This window comes from Segatella maculosa OT 289 (assembly GCF_000243015.1).
Classification (GTDB): domain Bacteria; phylum Bacteroidota; class Bacteroidia; order Bacteroidales; family Bacteroidaceae; genus Prevotella; species Prevotella maculosa.
Genome location: NZ_JH594500.1, coordinates 357,994 through 378,337, shown reverse-complemented (window position 1 = coordinate 378,337; position 20,344 = coordinate 357,994). Strand labels below are relative to the sequence as shown.

The 20,344-nt window shown below is 47.1% G+C and carries 16 protein-coding genes; 5 read left to right on the top strand and 11 right to left on the bottom strand.

From position 1 onward, the window contains the following. Positions 1–7: 7 nt before the first annotated feature. Positions 8–1,558, top strand: a complete 1,551-nt coding sequence (locus HMPREF9944_RS01405) for a peptide MFS transporter (protein ID WP_008563939.1) — start codon at positions 8–10, stop codon at positions 1,556–1,558. Positions 1,559–2,108: 550 nt separating this feature from the next. Here the strand turns inward: HMPREF9944_RS01405 and HMPREF9944_RS13075 are convergent. From HMPREF9944_RS13075 to ftsY, 10 genes are all read right to left on the bottom strand, one after another. Further along, positions 2,109–2,267 (bottom strand): hypothetical protein, encoded by a 159-nt coding sequence (locus HMPREF9944_RS13075; protein WP_008563937.1) that lies wholly within the window; start codon positions 2,265–2,267, stop codon positions 2,109–2,111. Between the two features lie 273 nt (positions 2,268–2,540). Continuing rightward, entirely contained in the window at positions 2,541–5,765 is a 3,225-nt protein-coding gene (gene carB, locus HMPREF9944_RS01400) for a carbamoyl-phosphate synthase (glutamine-hydrolyzing) large subunit (RefSeq protein ID WP_008563935.1), read from the bottom strand. A gap of 7 nt (positions 5,766–5,772) precedes the next feature. Further along, complete coding sequence (gene carA, locus HMPREF9944_RS01395) at positions 5,773–6,849, bottom strand: glutamine-hydrolyzing carbamoyl-phosphate synthase small subunit (protein WP_044113220.1); 1,077 nt, start codon at positions 6,847–6,849, stop codon at positions 5,773–5,775. Positions 6,850–7,223: 374 nt separating this feature from the next. Continuing rightward, positions 7,224–9,125 carry an amidophosphoribosyltransferase gene (locus HMPREF9944_RS01390; protein WP_008563931.1) on the bottom strand — a complete coding sequence of 634 codons (1,902 nt, stop codon included), beginning with the start codon at positions 9,123–9,125 and terminating at the stop codon, positions 7,224–7,226. 12 nt (positions 9,126–9,137) lie between these two features. Further along, positions 9,138–10,982, bottom strand: a complete 1,845-nt coding sequence (gene glmS, locus HMPREF9944_RS01385) for a glutamine--fructose-6-phosphate transaminase (isomerizing) (protein WP_008563929.1) — start codon at positions 10,980–10,982, stop codon at positions 9,138–9,140. An 83-nt stretch (positions 10,983–11,065) separates the two neighbouring features. Beyond that, positions 11,066–11,863, bottom strand: coding sequence for a polysaccharide biosynthesis/export family protein (locus HMPREF9944_RS01380; protein WP_008563928.1), 798 nt, complete (start codon positions 11,861–11,863; stop codon positions 11,066–11,068). A 146-nt stretch (positions 11,864–12,009) separates the two neighbouring features. Continuing rightward, on the bottom strand, positions 12,010–13,074 hold the full coding sequence (locus HMPREF9944_RS01375; protein WP_008563927.1) for an HU family DNA-binding protein: 1,065 nt from the start codon (positions 13,072–13,074) through the stop codon (positions 12,010–12,012). Continuing rightward, the gene (locus HMPREF9944_RS01370) at positions 13,052–13,345 is read right to left on the bottom strand and encodes an HU family DNA-binding protein (RefSeq protein ID WP_008563926.1); all 294 of its coding nucleotides are present in this window, start codon (positions 13,343–13,345) and stop codon (positions 13,052–13,054) included. Before HMPREF9944_RS01370 ends, HMPREF9944_RS01375 begins: the two co-directional genes overlap by 23 nt. Before the next feature lie 11 nt (positions 13,346–13,356). Next, positions 13,357–14,658: a 30S ribosomal protein S12 methylthiotransferase RimO gene (gene rimO, locus HMPREF9944_RS01365; protein WP_008563925.1), complete on the bottom strand. Its 1,302-nt coding sequence runs from the start codon at positions 14,656–14,658 to the stop codon at positions 13,357–13,359. 7 nt (positions 14,659–14,665) lie between these two features. After that, positions 14,666–15,616, bottom strand: a complete 951-nt coding sequence (gene ftsY / locus HMPREF9944_RS01360; protein WP_008563924.1) for a signal recognition particle-docking protein FtsY — start codon at positions 15,614–15,616, stop codon at positions 14,666–14,668. 509 nt (positions 15,617–16,125) lie between these two features. On the opposite strand from ftsY, the gene HMPREF9944_RS01350 reads away from it, so the two are divergent. From HMPREF9944_RS01350 to rpmA, 4 genes are all read left to right on the top strand, one after another. Continuing rightward, a complete protein-coding gene (locus HMPREF9944_RS01350) occupies positions 16,126–16,881 on the top strand; it encodes an RNA methyltransferase (protein ID WP_044113140.1) in 756 nt (251 codons plus the stop codon). Positions 16,882–16,919: 38 nt separating this feature from the next. Beyond that, positions 16,920–17,996, top strand: coding sequence for a bifunctional histidinol-phosphatase/imidazoleglycerol-phosphate dehydratase HisB (hisB, locus tag HMPREF9944_RS01345; protein WP_008563922.1), 1,077 nt, complete (start codon positions 16,920–16,922; stop codon positions 17,994–17,996). A gap of 166 nt (positions 17,997–18,162) precedes the next feature. Then, entirely contained in the window at positions 18,163–18,480 is a 318-nt protein-coding gene (gene rplU / locus HMPREF9944_RS01340) for a 50S ribosomal protein L21 (protein WP_008563921.1), read from the top strand. A gap of 19 nt (positions 18,481–18,499) precedes the next feature. Further along, entirely contained in the window at positions 18,500–18,781 is a 282-nt protein-coding gene (rpmA, locus tag HMPREF9944_RS01335; RefSeq protein ID WP_008563918.1) for a 50S ribosomal protein L27, read from the top strand. Positions 18,782–18,880: 99 nt separating this feature from the next. Here the strand turns inward: rpmA and uxaC are convergent, their stop codons facing one another. Continuing rightward, a complete protein-coding gene (gene uxaC, locus HMPREF9944_RS01330) occupies positions 18,881–20,281 on the bottom strand; it encodes a glucuronate isomerase (RefSeq protein WP_008563916.1) in 1,401 nt (466 codons plus the stop codon). Between the last annotated feature and the right edge of the window lie 63 nt (positions 20,282–20,344).

Here is a 20,344-nt window from a genome sequence, read left to right as displayed (position 1 = left end):
ATCTACTATGTTTGAAAATCAACCAAAAGGCCTGTATGCCTTAGCTCTTGCCAACACCGGCGAGCGTTTTGGTTACTATACCATGTTAGCCATCTTCGCTTTATTTATGCAAGCCAAGTTCGGATGGACAGAATCTCAGGCCGGACAAGTGTATGCCATATTCCTTGCCGTGGTCTACTTTGCACCGCTCCTTGGCGGGATAATCGCTGATAAGATAGGCTATGGGAAGTGTGTCACCATTGGTTTTGTTACAATGTTCCTTGGTTACCTTGGGCTGGCTATTCCCACGGGTGCCGACGAAGCCGGAAAGATTGCAATGTTTGCCGGTTTAACCTGCGTGTCATTGGGAACGGGGCTGTTCAAGGGAAACCTTCAAGTGCTTGTCGGCAACCTCTACGACAACCCGAAGTATTCAAGTAGTCGTGATTCGGCGTTCAGCCTTTTCTATATGGCCATCAACATCGGCGCCATGTTCGCTCCCTCCATGGCCAAATGGATTACTAATCTCTATTTGGGTCAGTATGGTTTTGTCTACGATGCAGGCAATTTCGACCCCGCTTACCTCAAAGTATTATATGGTGCCTATGGGCTTTGCTTTGGTGTGGCATGTGTGTCGTTACTTCTTTCGGCCGGAATTTACTTTGCATGCCGCAGTTGGTTCAAACATGCCGATGTGACAGCAAAACAGGCAGAAGCCTCCAATCAGGAAGTTGAAGAGCTTACGCCCAAGCAGACCCGAGACCGTATTGTGGCTTTGCTGCTCGTCTTTGCAGTGGTTATCTTTTTCTGGATGGCTTTCCATCAGAACGGTTCTGCCCTAACCTTCTTCGCCAAGAAATATACGAATTTAGAGATTTATGGTTCAATGCGTATATGGTTCAATATTTTCAGTCTCGCATTGATAGCACTTTCCGTCTATACGGGTTTCGGCGCCTTGCAATCAAAGACTATGAAGGGCAAGGCTATTTGCGGATTTGCAACCTTGATAGCATGGGGAGGTGCCGCGGCACTTTTCTTGGGCATGGACAATCCGACAATGTCCCAACCCTCCGATTTCCAGCAGTTCAATCCTTTCTTCGTAGTTGCATTGACGCCGTTCAGCATGCTTTTCTTCGGCCTTCTCGCCAATAAGGGACACGAAGTGAGTGCACCCGCCCGCATAGCATGGGGCATGCTGGTAGCCGCCCTTGGCTTTGCGGTAATAACCATGGCTTCCACAGGACTTATTTCTCCGATGGACTTAGGCGACAAGACGCAGAGTATTCTGTCGCCAAGCTGGCTGATTTCCACTTATTTCACGTTGACCTTAGCCGAATTACTACTGTCTCCGATGGGTATTTCCTTTGTCAGCAAAGTTGCTCCGCCGAAGTATAAAGGGCTAATGATGGGCGGTTGGTTCGTAGCCACAGCCATAGGTAACTATTTGAGTTCGATACCTTCAATGCTTTGGAACCGCATTCCGTTGATGTATAACTGGAGCATCCTAATAGCTCTTTGTCTCATCAGTGCCATCGTGATGTTTGCCTTGCTGAAGAAGCTCAATAAAATGACGGCTTGATGATATAAAAAGGGGAGCTTTCTATCCTCCCCGTGTATTTCTTCCCGTATGCCCGTAAATTTTCTCCCGTATATAAATTTATTTTCATACGGGAGAAAATTTATTTCTTCCCGCAAGAAAAATTATTTCTTCCCGCAAAGACGTTTGTTTTTGTGACTAATCTCAGCCATTTTGCGACGCGATGTCAGTCATATTGAACGGTGAAATAGCTGAGATTACAAGGTAAAATGGCTGAGGTTGAAGTGTGATATGGCTGATATCGCATCGTGATATCAGGAAAATAAGAACGGTAATAGAATGAAACAGATTTAGGCGTAATGGACATTTGGTAGGCCAGATTTGGCAGTCTACCAAATATCCATTACGCCGCCCTTAACTTTTATATGCGGAACATATTTACCGGACAGTAATAGTTCGATTACATCAAATAAGGAAAAGCATACCTTCTTATAAGGTGTACTAAAAAAGTAAACAAATAAAAAGGAATAAAAAACCGCTGAACCTTTTACAGTTCAGCGGCAATCTCTCATTTTTCAGTTCGATTTGCAAATTACTTTGCAGTGTCAGCAGCAGCAGTATCAGCAGCAGCGGTATCAACCTGAGCAACAGAGTCAGAGTCATTGTTGGCTGCAGGAGTTGTAGTTTTGTTACCACAAGATGCGAAAGAGATAGCTGCAACAGCTACGAACATTAAAACTAATTTCTTCATTTTCTTTGCTTTTTAAATCTGTAAAACAATCATTTGTTAATTAAAACGATGCAAAGATAAGTATTTTTTCAATATATCAATCATGTTTTAACGACTTTTTTTTGTTGTTTTTGTAACTTTTCATTAATCATTTTATAATCAATAACTTACAGATATTAAATTATTGTTAACGAAAAAGGCATAAAAGACACAGTTAACACCATATAATAGATACAATAAAGAGGCCGACCATGATAACAAAAGCTATCAGGCCGGCCCTTTCCTTTCCAAAGTTCAATACTCATCCCATGCCTTAATGTCGATATCCTCAAGGGCCACCGTGCAAAATGCATTGATGAATGCACCGGCAAGACGGCTATTTGTGATGAGAGGAATATTCAGGTCTATGGCCGCACGACGTATCTTGTAACCGTTGGTCAGTTCATGTACCGTAAGGTTCTTCGGGATATTGACGACCATATCTATCTTCCTTTCGTGCAGTAAATCTAAAGCCTGTGGTTGCATTCCCTCTTCTGAAGGCCAGAAGACGCGCGTGTTGGCAATGCCGTTCTCCTCAAGGAACTTGCTAGTACCACCGGTGGCATAGAGTTCATAGCCATGGACAACCAATTGTTTAGCTGCATCCAACATATCGACTTTCTGCTTAGCACCACCCGTTGATAGCAACACGGTCTTCTCGGGGACACGATATCCCACAGAAAGCATACTCTTCAGCAGTGCGGTATTCGTGTCGTCGCCCAGACAACCAACCTCACCTGTAGAACTCATATCCACACCTAAGACAGGATCCGCCTTTTGCAAGCGATTAAACGAAAATTGACTAGCCTTGATGCCCACATAATCCAAGTCGAAGAGGTTTTTACTTGGCTTTTCAATAGGAAGCCCGAGCATCACTCTCGTAGCCAGTTCGATAAGGTTTATTTTCAACACCTTGCTCACAAACGGGAAAGAACGGCTAGCACGAAGGTTACATTCAATCACAAGGATATCATTTTCGCGAGCCATGAACTGGATATTGAAAGGTCCGTTGATGTGCAGGTTCTTTGCTATTTGCCGACTGACACGCTTGATACGGCGCATGGTCTCCACATAAAGCTTCTGCGGTGGAAACTGGATCGTAGCATCACCGGAATGGACTCCGGCAAACTCGATATGCTCACTGATGGCATAAGCAAGAACTTCTCCGTTCTTTGCAACGGCATCCATTTCTATCTCCTTGGCGTGTTCGATGAACTTAGAGACGACAACGGGGTGGTCTTCACTCACATTTGCAGCCAACTGGAGGAAGCGTTCCAATTCATCTTCGTTGGAGCAGACATTCATTGCAGCACCGGAAAGCACATAAGAAGGACGCACTAAAACCGGGAACCCTACCCTATCAACAAACTTATCAATGTCTTCCATGCTAGTCAATGCACTCCACTCGGGTTGGTTGATGCCACTATCTGTAAGCATTGCAGAGAACTTTGCGCGGTCTTCCGCACCATCGATATCCTGTGCCTTGGTTCCCAATATCGGAACATTCTGTGCATCGAGTTTCATAGCCAGATTGTTCGGTATCTGTCCACCAGTGCTGACAATCACACCATGCGGGCATTCTATTTCGATGATGTCCATCACACGTTCGAACGTGAGCTCATCAAAATAGAGGCGATCACACATATCATAGTCGGTCGAAACGGTCTCTGGGTTATAGTTGACCATCACGGAGCGCCAACCTTCCTTACGTATCGTGTTCAATGCTTGAACACCGCACCAGTCGAACTCTACCGAACTACCGATACGATAAGCACCCGAGCCGAGAACAATCACAGAACGCTTGTCATTCTCGAATACGATGTCACTCTTTACGCCACTATAGGTCACATAAAGGTAATTGGTCTGTGCGGGATATTCTGCTGCCAGCGTATCAATCTGCTTCACCACGGGGAGAATACCATAGCCCTTGCGCTTGTTACGCACCAGCAGACCTGCCTTATGCATGTTCCCCAGTTCCTTTTCAAGGCCTATTGCACGCGCAATCTGGAAGTCAGTAAAGCCATAGACTTTTGCCGTGCGGAGCAAATCCTTATCCAAGGTATTGATGTTTACCTTCTTCAGTTCCTCGTCAATATCGATGATATGCTTCAGTTTCTGAAGGAACCACTTGTCAATCTTCGTGAACTCATGGATACGGTCAATGGTATAGTTCTTGTGCAAGGCTTTCGAGATGACAAAGACACGCTTGTCCGTAGGCTCGCTGAGCGCAGCATCCAAATCTTCTATCTCAAGCTCTTTGTTCTCCACAAAGCCGTGCATACCCTGCCCTATCATGCGGAGCCCTTTCTGAATAGCCTCTTCGAAGTTGCGACCAATGGCCATGACCTCGCCCACCGACTTCATGCTTGAGCCCAACTCCTTGTCTACTCCACGGAACTTGGACAGGTCCCAGCGTGGAATCTTACAAACCACATAGTCGAGCGCAGGTTCAAAGAAGGCACTCGTGGTCTTGGTGACCGAGTTCTTCAATTCGAAGAGACCGTATCCCATACCCAACTTAGCCGCTACGAAAGCCAACGGATAACCGGTCGCTTTCGATGCAAGTGCAGAGGAACGGGACAGACGTGCATTCACTTCTATCACACGATAGTCTTCGCTCTTCGGATCGAAGGCATACTGCACATTGCACTCTCCCACGATACCAATATGGCGAACTATCTTGATGGCCAGTGCACGGAGCTTGTGATATTCACTGTTGGTGAGTGTCTGCGAGGGCGCAACGACGATGCTCTCGCCCGTGTGTATGCCCAACGGGTCGAAGTTCTCCATGTTGCACACCGTGATGCAGTTGTCATAGTGGTCACGTACCACCTCATATTCTATCTCCTTCCAACCTTTCAGACTCTTCTCGACAAGCACTTGGGGAGAGAACGAGAAAGCCTTCTCGCAAATCTTGTCCAGTTCTTCTTCGTTATCGGCGAAACCCGACCCCAGCCCACCCAAGGCATAAGCTGCACGCACGATAACCGGATAGCCCAAAGCCGCAGCGGCCTTGCGCGCCTCGTCCATCGTCTCACAGGCTTCGCTCTTGATGGTCTTCACGTCAATCTCATTCAGTTGCTCGACGAAGAGCTCGCGGTCTTCCGTGTTCATGATGGCCGAAACAGGTGTGCCCAACACCTTGACGCCATACTTGGCAAAGACACCCGTACGCTCCAGCTCGACACCGCAGTTCAACGCCGTTTGTCCGCCAAACGAAAGCAGCACACCATCGGGGCGTTCTTTCCGTATCACCCTTTCAACGAAATAAGGCTTGACGGGCAGAAAGTAAATCCGGTCGGCCACGCCTTCCGAAGTCTGCACGGTGGCGATGTTCGGATTAATGAGCACAGTCTCCACGCCTTCCTCGCGCAATGCCTTCAACGCCTGCGAGCCCGAATAGTCGAACTCTCCGGCCTCTCCTATCTTCAATGCTCCCGAACCGAGAAGCAACACTTTCTTTATCGTTTCGTCTTTCATAGTCTTTCTATCTTAATGTGGTTACGAACATGTCAAATATGAACTCCGTATCAACGGGCCCCGAACAAGCCTCGGGATGGAACTGACTGGAGAACCAAGGGTTGGTCGTATGACGAATACCCTCGTTCGAGCCGTCGTTCATATTGACGAACATCTCTTCCCAATCAAAGTCCAGTGTATTCGCGTCGACGGCATAGCCATGGTTCTGGCTGGTGATGAAGCACTGTTTCGTGCCGACAAAACGCACGGGCTGGTTATGGCCGCGATGTCCATACTTCAGCTTATATATCTCTGCCCCCGCCGCCTTTGCAAGCAGTTGGTTACCCATACAGATGCCACAGATGGGCTTCGTGCTCTGGCTCATCTGTTTTCTGATGATTTCCACCGCATCGGAACACATATCCGGGTCACCCGGACCGTTGGCAAGAAATAGTCCGTCGTACTTCATGTCTGTGTAGTCATAGTTCCACGGCACCCTGACGACCTCGACGCCGCGCTCCACCAAGCAACGAATGATATTGGCCTTCACGCCGCAATCCACCAGCACCACCTTTTTTCCTGCGCCTTCATTATACCTGATAACCTCCTTGCACGACACCCTGTCTACGAAGTTCACACCTTCGTAATCGGCCTCGGGGATATTATCGGGCTCGTCGTCGAAGAGTATCTTCCCCATCATCACACCGTGCTCGCGCAACACCTTGGTCAACTCGCGCGTATCGATGCCCGTTATCCCCGGCACGTGCTCGCGCTTCAGCCAACAGGCAAGGCTCTCCGTGGCGTTCCAATGACTATACTCCTCGCTGTAATCGCTGACGATGAGGGCCGAGGCGTGAATCCGTTCGCTCTCCATGAAAGTGGGCAATCCGTCGGCCTCGATGGTGAAAGGAGGCACCCCATAGTTACCCACAAGCGGATAGGTCAACACCATCAACTGCCCGGCATACGACGGGTCGGTGAGGCTCTCGGGATAGCCCGTCATCGCCGTGTTGAAGACAACCTCGCCGGCAACGGGTGCATCATAGCCAAAGCTCTTACCGCGGAACCGGGTTCCGTCACTCAGGACTAAAGTTACGTTTTTCATCATCTGTAGTTATATTAAATCGTTCATTCTCTCAATGTGTCCGGCAAAGGTGTAGTACACCCTTGGTCATAGGTACGGTACACCTCTCATCATCGGTACGGTACACCTCTGGTCATGGGTACGGTACACCTTTGGTCGTCGGTACGGTACGCCTTTGGTCATGGGTACGATACACCTTTGGTCATAGGTACGATACACCTTTGGTCATAGGTACGGTATACCTTTGGTCGTCGGTACGATACACCTTTGAACAAGAGTGTTAAACACTCATCAGTGCAGGTGTTAAACACTTACCGGTGCAGGTGTTAAACACTTACCAATGCGAGTGTTAAACACTCATCAGTGCGGGTGTTAAACACTCACAGTTCAAGGTATTAAACCCCCGTTGTTGCAATATCTTTTTCCACGCTTTCGTAATAGTTCACAAAGGCCTGATTGCAGAGCTTCGTTCCGCCGGGCGTGGGGAAACGCCCCGTGAAGTACCAGTCGCCCTTGTAGCCGGGCATGGCCTCGTGGAGCCCCTCGATGCTCTGGTAGACCAGTTCTATGGGAGTAGTCACGCCGCTCGGGCGCAACATCTCTACGATCTTGGCATTGATTTCCTCTGTCGTGAACGGTTCGTAGATGGCGCGCACCACATTGGTCATTCGCTCCTTGGGCTTGTGCAACTCTTCAAGGCATGCCTCGTAGATGGCGTGAATGACGTGCTCCATGTGTCTGTCTTTCAGCAGGGCAATGGTGGCGCGGAACACGCAGAACTCCTCCAAGCAGGGCATGTCGATACCGTAGTAATCGGGATAGCGTATCTGCGGCGCACTGCTCACGATGACCATTTTCTTGGGGTGCAGACGGTCGAGTATGCGCAGGATGCTTTTCTTCAGTGTGGTTCCCCTGACGATGCTGTCGTCGATGATGACGAGGTTGTCCTTTCCGGCGTCGATGCTTCCGTAGGTGATGTCGTATACATGGCTGGCAAGGTCGTTGCGGCTGTTGCCCTCGGCGATGAACGTGCGCAGCTTGATGTCTTTCCATGCCGCCTTCTCCGAGCGCACGTAAGCATTCATTATGCTTTTCAGTTCCTCGTGCGAGGGCGTATGACCGAGAGCTTCGATCTGCTTGATCTTCCGTTCGTTCAGATGCTGCGTGAGGCCGTCCAGCATGCCGTAGTAAGCCACCTCTGCCGTGTTGGGAATGTAGGAAAACACGGTGTGCTCCACGTCGTGGTTCACGGCCTTCAGTATCGGTCCTGTGAGCTGTTCGCCCAACTTCTTGCGCTCGTTATAGATGTCGCGGTCGGAGCCCCGGCTGAAGTAAATGCGCTCGAACGAACATGCCGCGTCTCCCCTCGGCGCCAAGATGCGCTCGATGGAACACTCGCCGTTCCTTTTCACCATCAGGGCCGTGCCCGGTTTGAGTTCCTCCACGTCTTCACACTCCAAGTCGAACGTCGTCTGCAGCACGGGGCGTTCGCTCGCCAAGGCCACGACTTCGTCGTCCTTGTAGTAGAATGCCGGGCGGATGCCCCAAGGGTCGCGCATGGAGAACATTTCTCCGCTTCCCGTAACGCCGCACACCACGTAGCCTCCGTCGAAGTCGGGCATCGTGGTCTTCAAGACGTTGCTCATTCTGACGTGGTCTTCGATGTAGCGCGTGATGTCGGTGTTCGTCAGTCCTTTGGCCTTTGCCTCGGCGAAGTTACGTTCCACTTCCCTGTCGAGCCGATGGCCCATAAGTTCGAGCATGATGTACGTGTCGCTGTAGATGCGCGGGCATTGCCCCTGCAAAGTGAGCTTCTCGAAGATTTCATCAACATTGGTCATGTTGAAGTTCCCGCAGAAACAAAGGTTCTTGGCGCGCCAATTGTTCCTCCGTAGGAAAGGATGCACGTAGGAAATGCCCGTCTTCCCCGTCGTGCTGTACCGCAGATGTCCCATGTAGAGTTCACCGGCGAAAGGAAGACCGGCCTTAGCATGGTCCACGTCTGCCAGTTGCTGTGCACTCATGCCGGCATAGTTCTTATGTACCTTTCCGAAGATTTCGGTGATGGCGTTCGAGCCTTCAGCCCTTTCGCGGAACATGTATTCATGTCCGGGCTGCGTATCAAGCTTGACACACGCCATGCCTGCGCCTTCTTGCCCCCGGTTGTGCTGTTTCTCCATCATCAGATAGAGCTTATTCAGGCCATACATCCATGTGCCGTATTTCTGCTGATAGTATTCAAGAGGCTTCAGCAAGCGTATCAAAGCGACTCCGCAATCTTCCTTTATTTCTTCCATTATATTCTTTGATTATTCCACGGTTACAGACTTAGCCAGATTTCGAGGCTGATCGACATTCTTATTCTTGCAAACGGCGATGTGATAGGCAAGAAGCTGAAGCGGAATCGTTGCCAGTAACGGTTCGAGACATTCTAAGGTCTCGGGGAGTTCTATCACTTCGTCGGCAATGCGGCTGATAGTCTCGTCGCCTTTTGTTACCAAAGCAATCACCCTACCCTTTCTTGCCTTAATCTCCTGAATGTTGCTCAACACCTTCTCATACATCGCATTGTGTGTGGCGATGGCCACTACCGGCATATCAGAGTCCACCAAAGCGATAGGCCCGTGCTTCATTTCCGCAGCCGGATAGCCTTCGGCATGGATATAACTGATTTCTTTCAACTTCAAAGCTCCTTCCATCGCCACAGGATAACTGTAACCGCGCCCTAAATAAATGAAGTTGTGGGCATACGTGAATATCCTGCTCAGGTTAGCAATCTTCTCGTTCAGCTTCAACACCTCTTGTATCTTGTCGGGAATGACAGACAATTCCTTAACAACCTCTTCATAAACCGTATCGGTAATCGTCTTCCTTTCTTTCGCCAAGGCCAAAGCCAACATCGTCAATACAAGGACCTGCCCTGTAAAGGCCTTTGTTGAGGCGACCCCTATCTCCGGACCTACATGGATATAGCTTCCCGTATCGGTCGAACGTGGGATACTTGAACCGACAGCATTACAAATACCATAGATAAAGGCCCCTGATTCCTTGGCCAGCTCCACGGCTGCAAGTGTGTCGGCTGTCTCTCCGCTCTGCGACATGGCAATGATAACATCGTCGCTCGTCACAACAGGGTTACGGTATCTGAACTCACTGGCATATTCCACATCTACGGGAATACGGCAGAACGTCTCTATCAATTGCTTTCCTATCAATCCGGCATGCCAACTCGTACCACAAGCTACAATGATGATACGCTTGGCATGGAGTAAGCGTTCCTTATAATCAATCACAGCACTCAATGTCACATGATTGGCCTCCCTATTGATACGCCCTCTCATACAGGTCTTCAGACATTCTGGTTGTTCGAAGATCTCTTTTAACATAAAGTGAGGGAAGCCTCCTTTCTCTATTTGTCCGAGGTTGATATCTATTGTCTGAACAGAAGGATTCAATTCACGATTAAGCAGATTTACGACTTTAAGTTCTTCACCCAAACGCATTACGGCAATACTTCCATCTTCGAGGTAGACAACTTTGTCTGTAAACTCCACGATTGGACTTGCATCGGAACCCAAGAAGAATTCATCTTTACCAATACCAACGACCAAAGGACTTTGCTTTCGTGCTGCGATAATCTGATGAGGCTCTCGTTTATCCAAAACAGCAATTGCATAAGCCCCTATGACTTGATGAAGAGCCACTTGGACTGCCGTTAATGTATCAAGTTTTTTCTTTACCTGCACATACTCTATCAGTTGAACAAGCACTTCTGTATCTGTATCTGAGCGGAATTCCACTCCTTTAGCAATCAGATTATTCTTGATGTCAGCATAATTCTCAATGATTCCATTATGGATGATTGCCAAGTTCTTTGATGCAGAATAATGAGGGTGGGCATTAACAGATGACGGTTCGCCATGAGTTGCCCAACGTGTATGCGCTATACCAACGGAACCCGAGATATTCTTATCGGCACAAAAGCCCTCCAAATCAGCCACTTTTCCTTTGGTTTTATATACGTTGAGCGTATCGTCATCGTTAATAAGGGCGACTCCGGCGCTGTCGTAACCACGATATTCCAATCGCTTCAATCCTTTTATCAATATGGGATAAGCCTCACGCTTGCCTAAATATCCTACAATTCCACACATATAATATACTATTAAATTATCCTGTTATATTCAAAAAAGAAGAATGAAACCGATTTAATCAATTATCATTCTTCAATTTATTTTTATCTTAAAACGTTAACTAACAACGAAGCTACACTGGTCACGATACCGACAAAAGAGAACCACAGTGTAGTTGAATTACCAATAGAAGAATTTTGAGACTGCACCTTATTCGGTTCTACGTAGAGCACGTCGTTTTGCTGTAAATAATAATAAGGTGAATTGATAAGATTGGCATCATTCAAATTTAATCGATGATATTCCTTTTCCCCATCAGCTTTTTCTCGTAACAGAATCACATTATCACGTTTACCATAAATCGTCAAATCTCCGGCTTGTGCTAAAGCTTCTATAATACTCATTTTCTCTGTTGTAACAGGAAAAACACCCGGGTTCCTCACTTCGCCTGCCACTGTAACATGAAAACTTGCCATGCGGACAGTTACTACAGGATTTTCAGTTTTAGCTAAATAAGGCACCAGACGGTTTCTAATCAAATCCTCACATTCTCCTTTTGTAAGTCCCCCAACATGTACTTTACCAATAACGGGAAAATTTATATCACCTTTGTTGTCAACCAAATAATTCAAGGCTGACACGTTTCCGATTACTTTCTGATTATCCGTCCCCACAAAAGTTCCAGATCCCAAATTGAATGGTGCGGCAGCCTGTGGATCCGTGGTGTTTACAATGATATTCAATAAGTCCTTTGGCATGATATGTGCATCATAAAGCCCTCTCGAAGCTGCAAGGTCTACCTTGTCTATATTCTGAAAATAAGCTACTTTTTTGCTTCCAGAACAACTGCTCAGGAACAAAACAGCCGTTAATATTAAAAGTGAAAATGAAGTTTCTTTCATATCCTATATTTAGTAAATAATTAATCTTTGCAAATTTAATCCTATTTTTTTGAAATAACAAACTTTTCATTTATTAATATCCTGCGTTCCCATAATATCCTTCATACAAAGAAAAAAGAACGACACGTTATCAAACAAAAAGAATGCTATCTATGACGTTTAAGTTCCAATTTTGGTATCTTGACAACATCACCCTCTTTCAGTTCTTTATTCTTGTTCATAACCTCGAGATAGCATTCCATACCCGGACCTAATTGTTGTCTGCTGATTGAACGAAGCGTCTGCCCAGCCCTAGCTTTGAGAACCTGCTTTACACCTACAATTCGATAAGCACCAGTACGGACACGTGCATCACTACGATTCATCTCTGCATAAGCATCATCTGGTTTTACTTTAGGAGTGATATCACTGACTTTGTTTTCTATCTGCTTAGTTCCAGCCGTAGGTTGTGTGTTATGGATAACAGCTTGCCGTTTACCTACCTGCGTTATCAGTGCCTCTATACGCATATCCCGACGATGCAATTCCATAAAAAGATAAGATATTGCCCCACCTAAAAGGACGAATAATACAATTGCGGAAACAATCAATGTCTTTATTGCAAAAGGTGACCAACCACTGCTCGGAACAGATTGTTCCGTCTCGTCTTTCTCTTCATCATCTATGTTTACTACCTCTGACGGTACATTCAACGAAAAACTGCTTTGCGGAACAAGAGCCTCTTCCTCTACGTCCTCTTTGTGCGAAGTTGTTTCAAATTCGGCTTGCTCTATTGTTGTAACCAACGAACCATGCTTATTACTTTCCTTTTCCATTTGTTCCTCGACGATTTCAGACTGTTTATCCAAAAGTCCGTCAATAGGTTTGTCTTCCAATTCCACACCATCGCCGACAACAACAGTCTCAAATTCAGAGAACGGGCGATTCACCAACTCTTTCATTGAGTTATCAGGTACAAACGAAATCTTGTCGCGACCGTCTATCACGATACGTTCTCCCGTATTGACATCAACACTTTCACGCGAACTGACACTTGTCACCTTAAAGGTCCCCAAACCTTTTATCTTGACTTGCCTTTCACGTTGCAGTCCTTCGTTTATCACATCAATCATCGACAAAACAAAGCGCTCGGCATCAGAAGTCTTCAGTTCATGCTTATCAACCAAGTAACGGGCAATGTCTTTTAGATTACGCATTTGCTTCTCCTCCATTCTTTAGTTTTTCCTTGATAGAAGCATTTGGTTTGAACCCCAGAACCAACTTTGGCGGGACAAGCATACGTAACCCCGTTGAAGGATTTACAACCACACGCTCCATACGCTTTTTTACTTCAAAAGTCCCGAAACCTGCTAACGACACATTCTCTCCTGCCTCGAAGCTATCGCCCATTCCTTCAATCAATGCATTGACAAGCTTTTGGGCATCTGTCTGAGCATAGCCTGTCCTTAGAGCCAACTCTGCTATAAAATCCTTATTATTCATACCAAGAATGGTTATTTAACAACTTGTCCATAAAGGTCAAACGCTTCACTGTCCGTTATCTTCACACGATAGAAGCAACCCACACGAAGCCTACTTCCCTTTGTCGGGATAAGAACCTCGGGGTCAACTTCCGGTGAACAATACTCCGTGCGACCTATATAATAATCTCCTTCTTTCCTATCAATAATCACGGTCATGACTTTACCTATCTTTTCGGCTTCGACATTGGCACTAATTCTCTGCTGCACTGCCATCAGCCTATCAAGACGATACTGTTTAACTTCCTGAAGCACATTATCTTCATAGTGCACTGCACTATAGGTTCCTTCTTCTTCCGAATAAGCAAAAGCACCCATACGTTCGAACTTGGCCCACTTCACAAACTCAACGAGTTCTTCGAAATCTTCATCGGTTTCACCGGGGAATCCAACCAACAAGGTCGTTCGAAGATGGATTCCCGGAACAGCCGCCCTTATCTTCTTTATCAGTTCAATCGTTTCTTCCTTGCTCACATGCCGATGCATGGCATCAAGCATATGGTTCGAGATATGCTGCAAAGCAATATCCAAATACTTGCAGACGTTCGGCTTCTCACGAATAACATCGAGTAATTCCAGCGGGAACTGATTAGGGTAAGCATAATGCAGTCGAACCCATTTTACGCCTTCCACATCTGCAATGTCGCCAATCAGGTCGGCAATATGTCGTTGTCCGTCGATATCAACACCATAATAAGTGAGTTCCTGAGCAATAATCTGAAACTCCTTAACACCATCAGCCACCAATTCTCTGATCTCTTGCAATATATCTTCTTTTGGGCGGCTCACATGCTTACCGGTTATCAAAGGAATTGCGCAATAAGCACAACGGCGGTCACAACCCTCTGCTATCTTCACATAAGCATAGTGTCGGGGAGTTGTCAGTGACCTACGGCCATTGCATGAAGGAATTTCCGCCTTACCGAGGTCTGACAGCAGTTGCTTATAATTGAACTTTCCATAGAACTTGTCTACTTCCGGGATTTCCTTTTCCAACTCCTCCTTATAGCGCTGCGACAGACACCCCATCACATAAAGCCGTTTCAGACGACCTTCGTTTTTCGCACTGACAAACTCAAGAATCGTATTGATGCTCTCTTCTTTCGCCGACTCAATGAAACCACACGTATTAATAACGGCAATCTCGCCGTCGGGCCGTTCACTGTCATGGACACAGTGATAGCCATTAGCTTCAAATTGCTTCATGAGCAGCTCGCTGTCAACAAGATTCTTCGAGCAACCCATCGTCACGATATCAATCTGATTCTTTTTCATCAATACGTCAAGCAAACAGTGAGTCTACGAACTCTTTGCGGTTGAACAACTGCAAATCCTCCATCTGTTCGCCAAGACCGATATACTTCACCGGCACTTTCAGTTGGTCACTGATACCGATAACCACACCGCCTTTGGCCGTTCCGTCCAGCTTCGTAATAGCCAGACTCGTGATGTTTGTCACTGCCGAGAACTGTTTAGCCTGTTCAAAGGCATTCTGTCCCGTACTGCCGTCAAGGACGAGCATCACCTCGTCGGGAGCTTCGGGCAACACCTTCTTCATCACGTCTTTGATTTTCTTCAGTTCGTTCATCAGCCCAACCTTATTGTGAAGCCTACCTGCCGTGTCTATCAACACCACATCAGCCCCATTGGCTTTGGCACTCTGCAACGTATCGAATGCCACGCTCGCCGGGTCGGCTCCCATCTGCTGCTTGATGACAGGCACACCGACGCGTTCGCCCCAAACGGATATCTGCTCCACGGCAGCCGCACGGAACGTATCAGCAGCCCCAAGATAAACCTTCTTTCCCGCCTTCTTAAACTGATAGGCCAGCTTACCGATTGTCGTCGTTTTCCCAACGCCGTTGACGCCGACCACCAGAATCACGTAAGGCTTATGCGCGCAAGGAAGTTCCCAATCGTCATTATCCGCCGCATTGTTTTCTTCAAGCAACGAAGCAATCTCTTCGCGCAGCATTCCGTTCAGCTCAGAGGTCGAGACATACTTATCACGTGCCACACGCGATTCTATCCGTTCAATGATTTTCAAAGTCGTGCCCACACCCACATCACTCGTTATCAACACTTCCTCAAGATTATCAAGAACCTCGTCATCGACCTTTGACTTACCGGCAACGGCCCGCGTCAGCTTGTCGAACACGCTCTCCTTCGTCTTTTCAAGTCCCTTGTCGAGCGTCTCCTTTTTCTTCTTATTAAACAGTCCGAAAACTCCCATAGTTGTGAAATCAATGTATTGCTTATACGCTGCAAAGGTAATAAAAAAGTGAGGAAGCCGAAAGGTATAACCGAAAATAAATGAAACTTTGCACGATTTATCCCATTGTTATAGGCTGTCCGCGCGCATCACAATACACATCCGACGCTCCTCCCTTAAGAGTTGTCATCGTCTTTATTATTAAGGTATCGAATTATCTCCATGGTGATAAATATTTCTCTCCACGCTGATAAATATTTCTCACCATGGTGATAAATATTTATCACCATGGAGATAATTCGATACTCCTTATATATCTCATCTCAAAGATGTACTGTCTTCGGGCCTGCATTTCCTCTTTGTCGGCCGACGGACCACGCTTACAAAGCCCGTCTCCCACGTTCCGACGGCCGGACGCGCCCCATATTGCATCGACAATCCTACCGAAACAGGGCGATTTAAGCGCAGACGACGCAAATTTGTCGGCTCCTTCAGTGCATAATACGGATTTTTTCCGTAAGTTTGCAGACATGATTAGCAAAGCAAAAGTCAAATTCATCAAATCGCTCCGACTGAAGAAGAACCGCGAGCAGGCTCGTCTCTTCATAGCCGAAGGGCATAAAGTCGTGGGCGAACTGCTGGCTTCGGGCTGCGCACACACGATAGTGGCCACGCAGGAATGGCTTTCCGCTCACCCGGCTCCGCCGACCAACGAACTCATTGCCGTAGACGAGGAGGAACTACGCAAGGTGAGTTTCCTGCAACATCCGCAACAAGTGCTGGCCCTGTTCCCTTTCTTCGACGATGCGGCAAGCGATGTCGTCGACACCACGTCGCTTTCGCTGATGCTTGACGGCGTGCAAGACCCCGGCAATCTGGGTACGATTATCCGCATAGCCGACTGGTTTGGCATCGGCAACATCTACTGTTCTACGGAAACGGCCGATGTCTACAATCCCAAAGTCGTGCAGGCCACGATGGGGAGCATTGCACGCGTAAGGCTGCACTATGGCGATTTGGAAGCGATGCTCGACCGGTTGCCCACCGACTTTCCCGTCTACGGAACCATGCTCGACGGCAACGACATCTACCGCGAACCGCTTTCCTCTCACGGGCTCATCATCATGGGCAACGAGGGCAACGGCATCTCCGACGAAATCGGCAAGAGGGTCGGCCATAGACTGCGGATTCCCTCCTATGCCGAAGGACGTGCCACGGCCGAATCGCTGAACGTGGCTATCGCTACGGCTATCACTTGCGCAGAGTTCCGCCGAAGAAACAGCTAAAACCATCTTTCGATATAGACACATAAGAATGAACAGAAATGAAGAGACAGAAATTCCTATTCATCGACCGCGACGGTACGCTCATCGAAGAGCCCGCCGACGAGCAGATAGATGCTTTTGAGAAGCTACAGTTTAAGGAAGGCGTGTTCAGAAACCTTGGCTTCATCTGCAACAGGCTCGACTTCCGCTTGGTTCTGGTGAGCAACCAAGACGGTTTGGGGACGGCTTCCTTCCCTGAAGAAACGTTCTGGCCCGTCCATAACCTTATCCTCCGAACCCTTGAGGGGGAAGGCATTACGTTCGACGACCAACTCATCGACCGCCACTTCCCAGAAGACGGCTCGCCCATGCGAAAGCCGGGCGTCGGCATGCTGAAGGACTATCTGAATAATCCTGCTTATGATATAGAAGGTAGCTATGTCATAGGCGATCGGGAAAGCGATGCGTTGTTGGCAGAGAACCTTGGCTGCAAGGCTTTGATATTAGGAAAAGACGGCATTACATGGGACAAGATTTCTGAACTGCTCTTTGCCGGTGAGCGCATCGCAGAAGTTCATCGCCAAACAAAAGAGACCGACGTTTATGTCAGGCTTTGTCTTGACGGTACGGGGAAATGCGATATCAATACAGGACTTGGTTTCTTTGATCACATGCTTGAACAAATCGGCAAGCATGGCATGATGGACCTCACGATACGCGTAAAAGGCGATCTCGAAGTAGACGAGCATCATACGATAGAAGACACGGCCATCGTGCTCGGAGATTGCCTCTTGCAGGCATTAGGAGACAAGCGGGGCATCGAGCGTTATGGCTATTGCCTTCCCATGGACGACTGCCTTTGTCAAGTTGCACTTGACTTTGGAGGACGCCCTTGGCTCGTATGGGACGCAGACTTTCATCGGGAGAAGATCGGCGAGATGCCCACAGAGATGTTCTTCCACTTCTTTAAGAGTCTGAGCGATGCCGCGCGAATGAACCTCAATATCAAAGCTGAAGGCACTAACGAACATCATAAGATAGAGGGAATATTCAAAGCACTTGCACGTTCACTGAGAATGGCTGTCAAGCGAGACATCTATCATTTCGAACTTCCCTCAACCAAAGGGAAACTCTGACAATGGAAGCGTTAATCTGCGTTAAAAGCCACAGAATTGTTACAAGCCCGATGTAAGGTTTCAACAAAAAAGCGTAACTTTGCACCGATTTAGTCCGTTTTAGGCTCGGAAGAAGTATCGGCAAATGTCGGTCGCCTTGCGGAAAAACCCGTTTAATAAATAAATAATGTACGCAATCGTAGAGATTAACGGTCAACAGTTCAAAGTTGAAGAGGGTAAAAAGCTCTTTGTGCATCACATTAAAGATGCAGAGACAGGTAAGACTGTTGAATTCAACAGAGTCCTGCTTGTTGACAACAACGGAGCAGTGACAGTTGGTGCACCAACAATCGATGGTGCAAAAGTAGTAGTAGAAGTAGTGAACCCCCTTGTGAAAGGTGACAAGGTCATCGTTTTCAAGATGAAGCGCCGCAAGGACTATCGTGTCAAGAACGGTCATCGCTCACAGTTCACGGAAGTAACAGTTAAATCAATCAACGCTTAAAATTCAGGAGGAAAGAACAATGGCACATAAAAAAGGTGTAGGTAGTTCCAAGAACGGACGCGAATCAGCTTCACAGAGATTAGGCGTTAAGATTTGGGGTGGTCAGAAGATTATCGCTGGAAACATCATCGTTCGCCAGCGTGGTAATAAGCATTATGCCGGTGAGAATGTTGCTCAAGGAAAGGACGACACACTCTATGCACTTGCAGACGGTGTGGTTTACTTCCACAAAGGCAAATATAATAAAAGTACAGTATCTGTTCTCTCCCCGGAGGCTTATGCAGAGAAAACAAAAGCTTAAATAAGAAGCACTTATTCCAAACAAACAATAGAATGCCGGTCTCTTGATTGAAACCGGCATTTCTTATGTTTACTTCTCCGATAAACCCGGAGGAATCTTTCAGAATTTGAAATAATTTCGGGCATTGTAATAGGAAATATCTTCTACCATGCGGGCCAAAGTTTCCTTGTCGTTTGGCAAAAGGCCTTTTTCCACATCATTACCCAACAGATTACAAAGCAGACGACGGAAATATTCATGTCGCGGATAGCTCAGAAACGAACGACTATCGGTCAACATACCCACAAAACGACTCAACAAACCAAGTACAGAAAGTGCATTCATTTGACGAGTCATACCGTCAAGCTGGTCGTTGAACCACCAGCCTGAGCCAAACTGTATCTTGCTCGGGCATGAACCATCTTGGAAATTGCCAAGCATCGTGGCTATTACTTCATTGGCACAGGGATTTAGACAGTAGAGTATTGTACGCGTGAGTTTTCCTTCCAGATTCAGTTCATTCAGGAAATGACTCATGGCACGTGCCGTATTAAACTCACCAATAGAGTCGAACCCTGTATCTGCACCCAGTTTATTAAACATGAGCGTATTGTTGTCACGAATGGCACCATAGTGATATTGTTGTGTCCAATCTGCTGCATGATCCATCTCCGCGCACATTTTAAGAAAAGCGTGCTTGTATTGGCGGATTTCCACCGCACTGAGCTGCTGACCACGGAGAGCCTTTTCAAAAATAATGTCAATCTGACTATCTGTATAAGGATCATCATAGAACTCTTCCACGCCGTGGTCGGAAAGTCGACAACCATTATCTGAAAAGAAATCATGACGCTTTTGAAGTGCCTCCATCATATCGACAAACCTGCAAATCTCTACCCCACTCACTTCAGCCAGTTTACCTACATAGTCGGCAAAATCTGTTTTTTCTATATTCATTGCCCGATCAGGACGCCATGCCGGTATCATTCTGATCTCGAAACCGCTTTCACGCGTCTGCTTGTGATAACGAAGGTCATCTATCGGATCATCTGTCGTACAAACACACTCAACATGATAATGACGCATCAGACCACGGGCACTGAACTCCGGCTGTTGAAGTTTCTCATTACACTCGTCATAGATTTCACGCGCAGTCTTAGGACTCAACTGCTTGGTGATGCCAAAGGCCGTTTTCAATTCCAAATGGCTCCAATGGTAAAGTGGATTACGAAATGTATAGGGGACCGTCTCAGCCCATTTCTCAAACTTTTCCCAATCATCGGTGTCTTCCCCCGTACAATACCTCTCGTCCACTCCATTCGTACGCATAGCCCGCCATTTATAATGGTCTCCACCCAACCACAATTCCGTAATACTGCGAAAACGATGATCGTTTGCCACCATTTCAGGAATCAAATGACAATGATAATCAATGATTGGCATTTTTGCCGCATGATTGTGAAAAAGTTCCTGCGCGGTTACCGTCTCCAACAGGAAATTCTCATCCATAAACTGTTTCATAATTGACTCGGTTATTTCGATTGATTTTGTGATGCAAATATACATTTATTTTTTGGAACTACG

Bases quoted from the DNA above. Each gene is read 5' to 3' on its own strand.
- HMPREF9944_RS01405 (WP_008563939.1), top strand. From the start codon at position 8: ATGTTTGAAAATCAACCAAAAGGCCTGTATGCCTTAGCTCTTGCCAAC.
- HMPREF9944_RS13075 (WP_008563937.1), bottom strand. From the start codon at position 2,267: ATGAAGAAATTAGTTTTAATGTTCGTAGCTGTTGCAGCTATCTCTTTC.
- carB (WP_008563935.1), bottom strand. From the start codon at position 5,765: ATGAAAGACGAAACGATAAAGAAAGTGTTGCTTCTCGGTTCGGGAGCA.
- carA (WP_044113220.1), bottom strand. From the start codon at position 6,849: ATGAAAAACGTAACTTTAGTCCTGAGTGACGGAACCCGGTTCCGCGGT.
- HMPREF9944_RS01390 (WP_008563931.1), bottom strand. From the start codon at position 9,125: ATGGAAGAAATAAAGGAAGATTGCGGAGTCGCTTTGATACGCTTGCTG.
- glmS (WP_008563929.1), bottom strand. From the start codon at position 10,982: ATGTGTGGAATTGTAGGATATTTAGGCAAGCGTGAGGCTTATCCCATA.
- HMPREF9944_RS01380 (WP_008563928.1), bottom strand. From the start codon at position 11,863: ATGAAAGAAACTTCATTTTCACTTTTAATATTAACGGCTGTTTTGTTC.
- HMPREF9944_RS01375 (WP_008563927.1), bottom strand. From the start codon at position 13,074: ATGGAGGAGAAGCAAATGCGTAATCTAAAAGACATTGCCCGTTACTTG.
- HMPREF9944_RS01370 (WP_008563926.1), bottom strand. From the start codon at position 13,345: ATGAATAATAAGGATTTTATAGCAGAGTTGGCTCTAAGGACAGGCTAT.
- rimO (WP_008563925.1), bottom strand. From the start codon at position 14,658: ATGAAAAAGAATCAGATTGATATCGTGACGATGGGTTGCTCGAAGAAT.
- ftsY (WP_008563924.1), bottom strand. From the start codon at position 15,616: ATGGGAGTTTTCGGACTGTTTAATAAGAAGAAAAAGGAGACGCTCGAC.
- HMPREF9944_RS01350 (WP_044113140.1), top strand. From the start codon at position 16,126: ATGATTAGCAAAGCAAAAGTCAAATTCATCAAATCGCTCCGACTGAAG.
- hisB (WP_008563922.1), top strand. From the start codon at position 16,920: ATGAAGAGACAGAAATTCCTATTCATCGACCGCGACGGTACGCTCATC.
- rplU (WP_008563921.1), top strand. From the start codon at position 18,163: ATGTACGCAATCGTAGAGATTAACGGTCAACAGTTCAAAGTTGAAGAG.
- rpmA (WP_008563918.1), top strand. From the start codon at position 18,500: ATGGCACATAAAAAAGGTGTAGGTAGTTCCAAGAACGGACGCGAATCA.
- uxaC (WP_008563916.1), bottom strand. From the start codon at position 20,281: ATGAAACAGTTTATGGATGAGAATTTCCTGTTGGAGACGGTAACCGCG.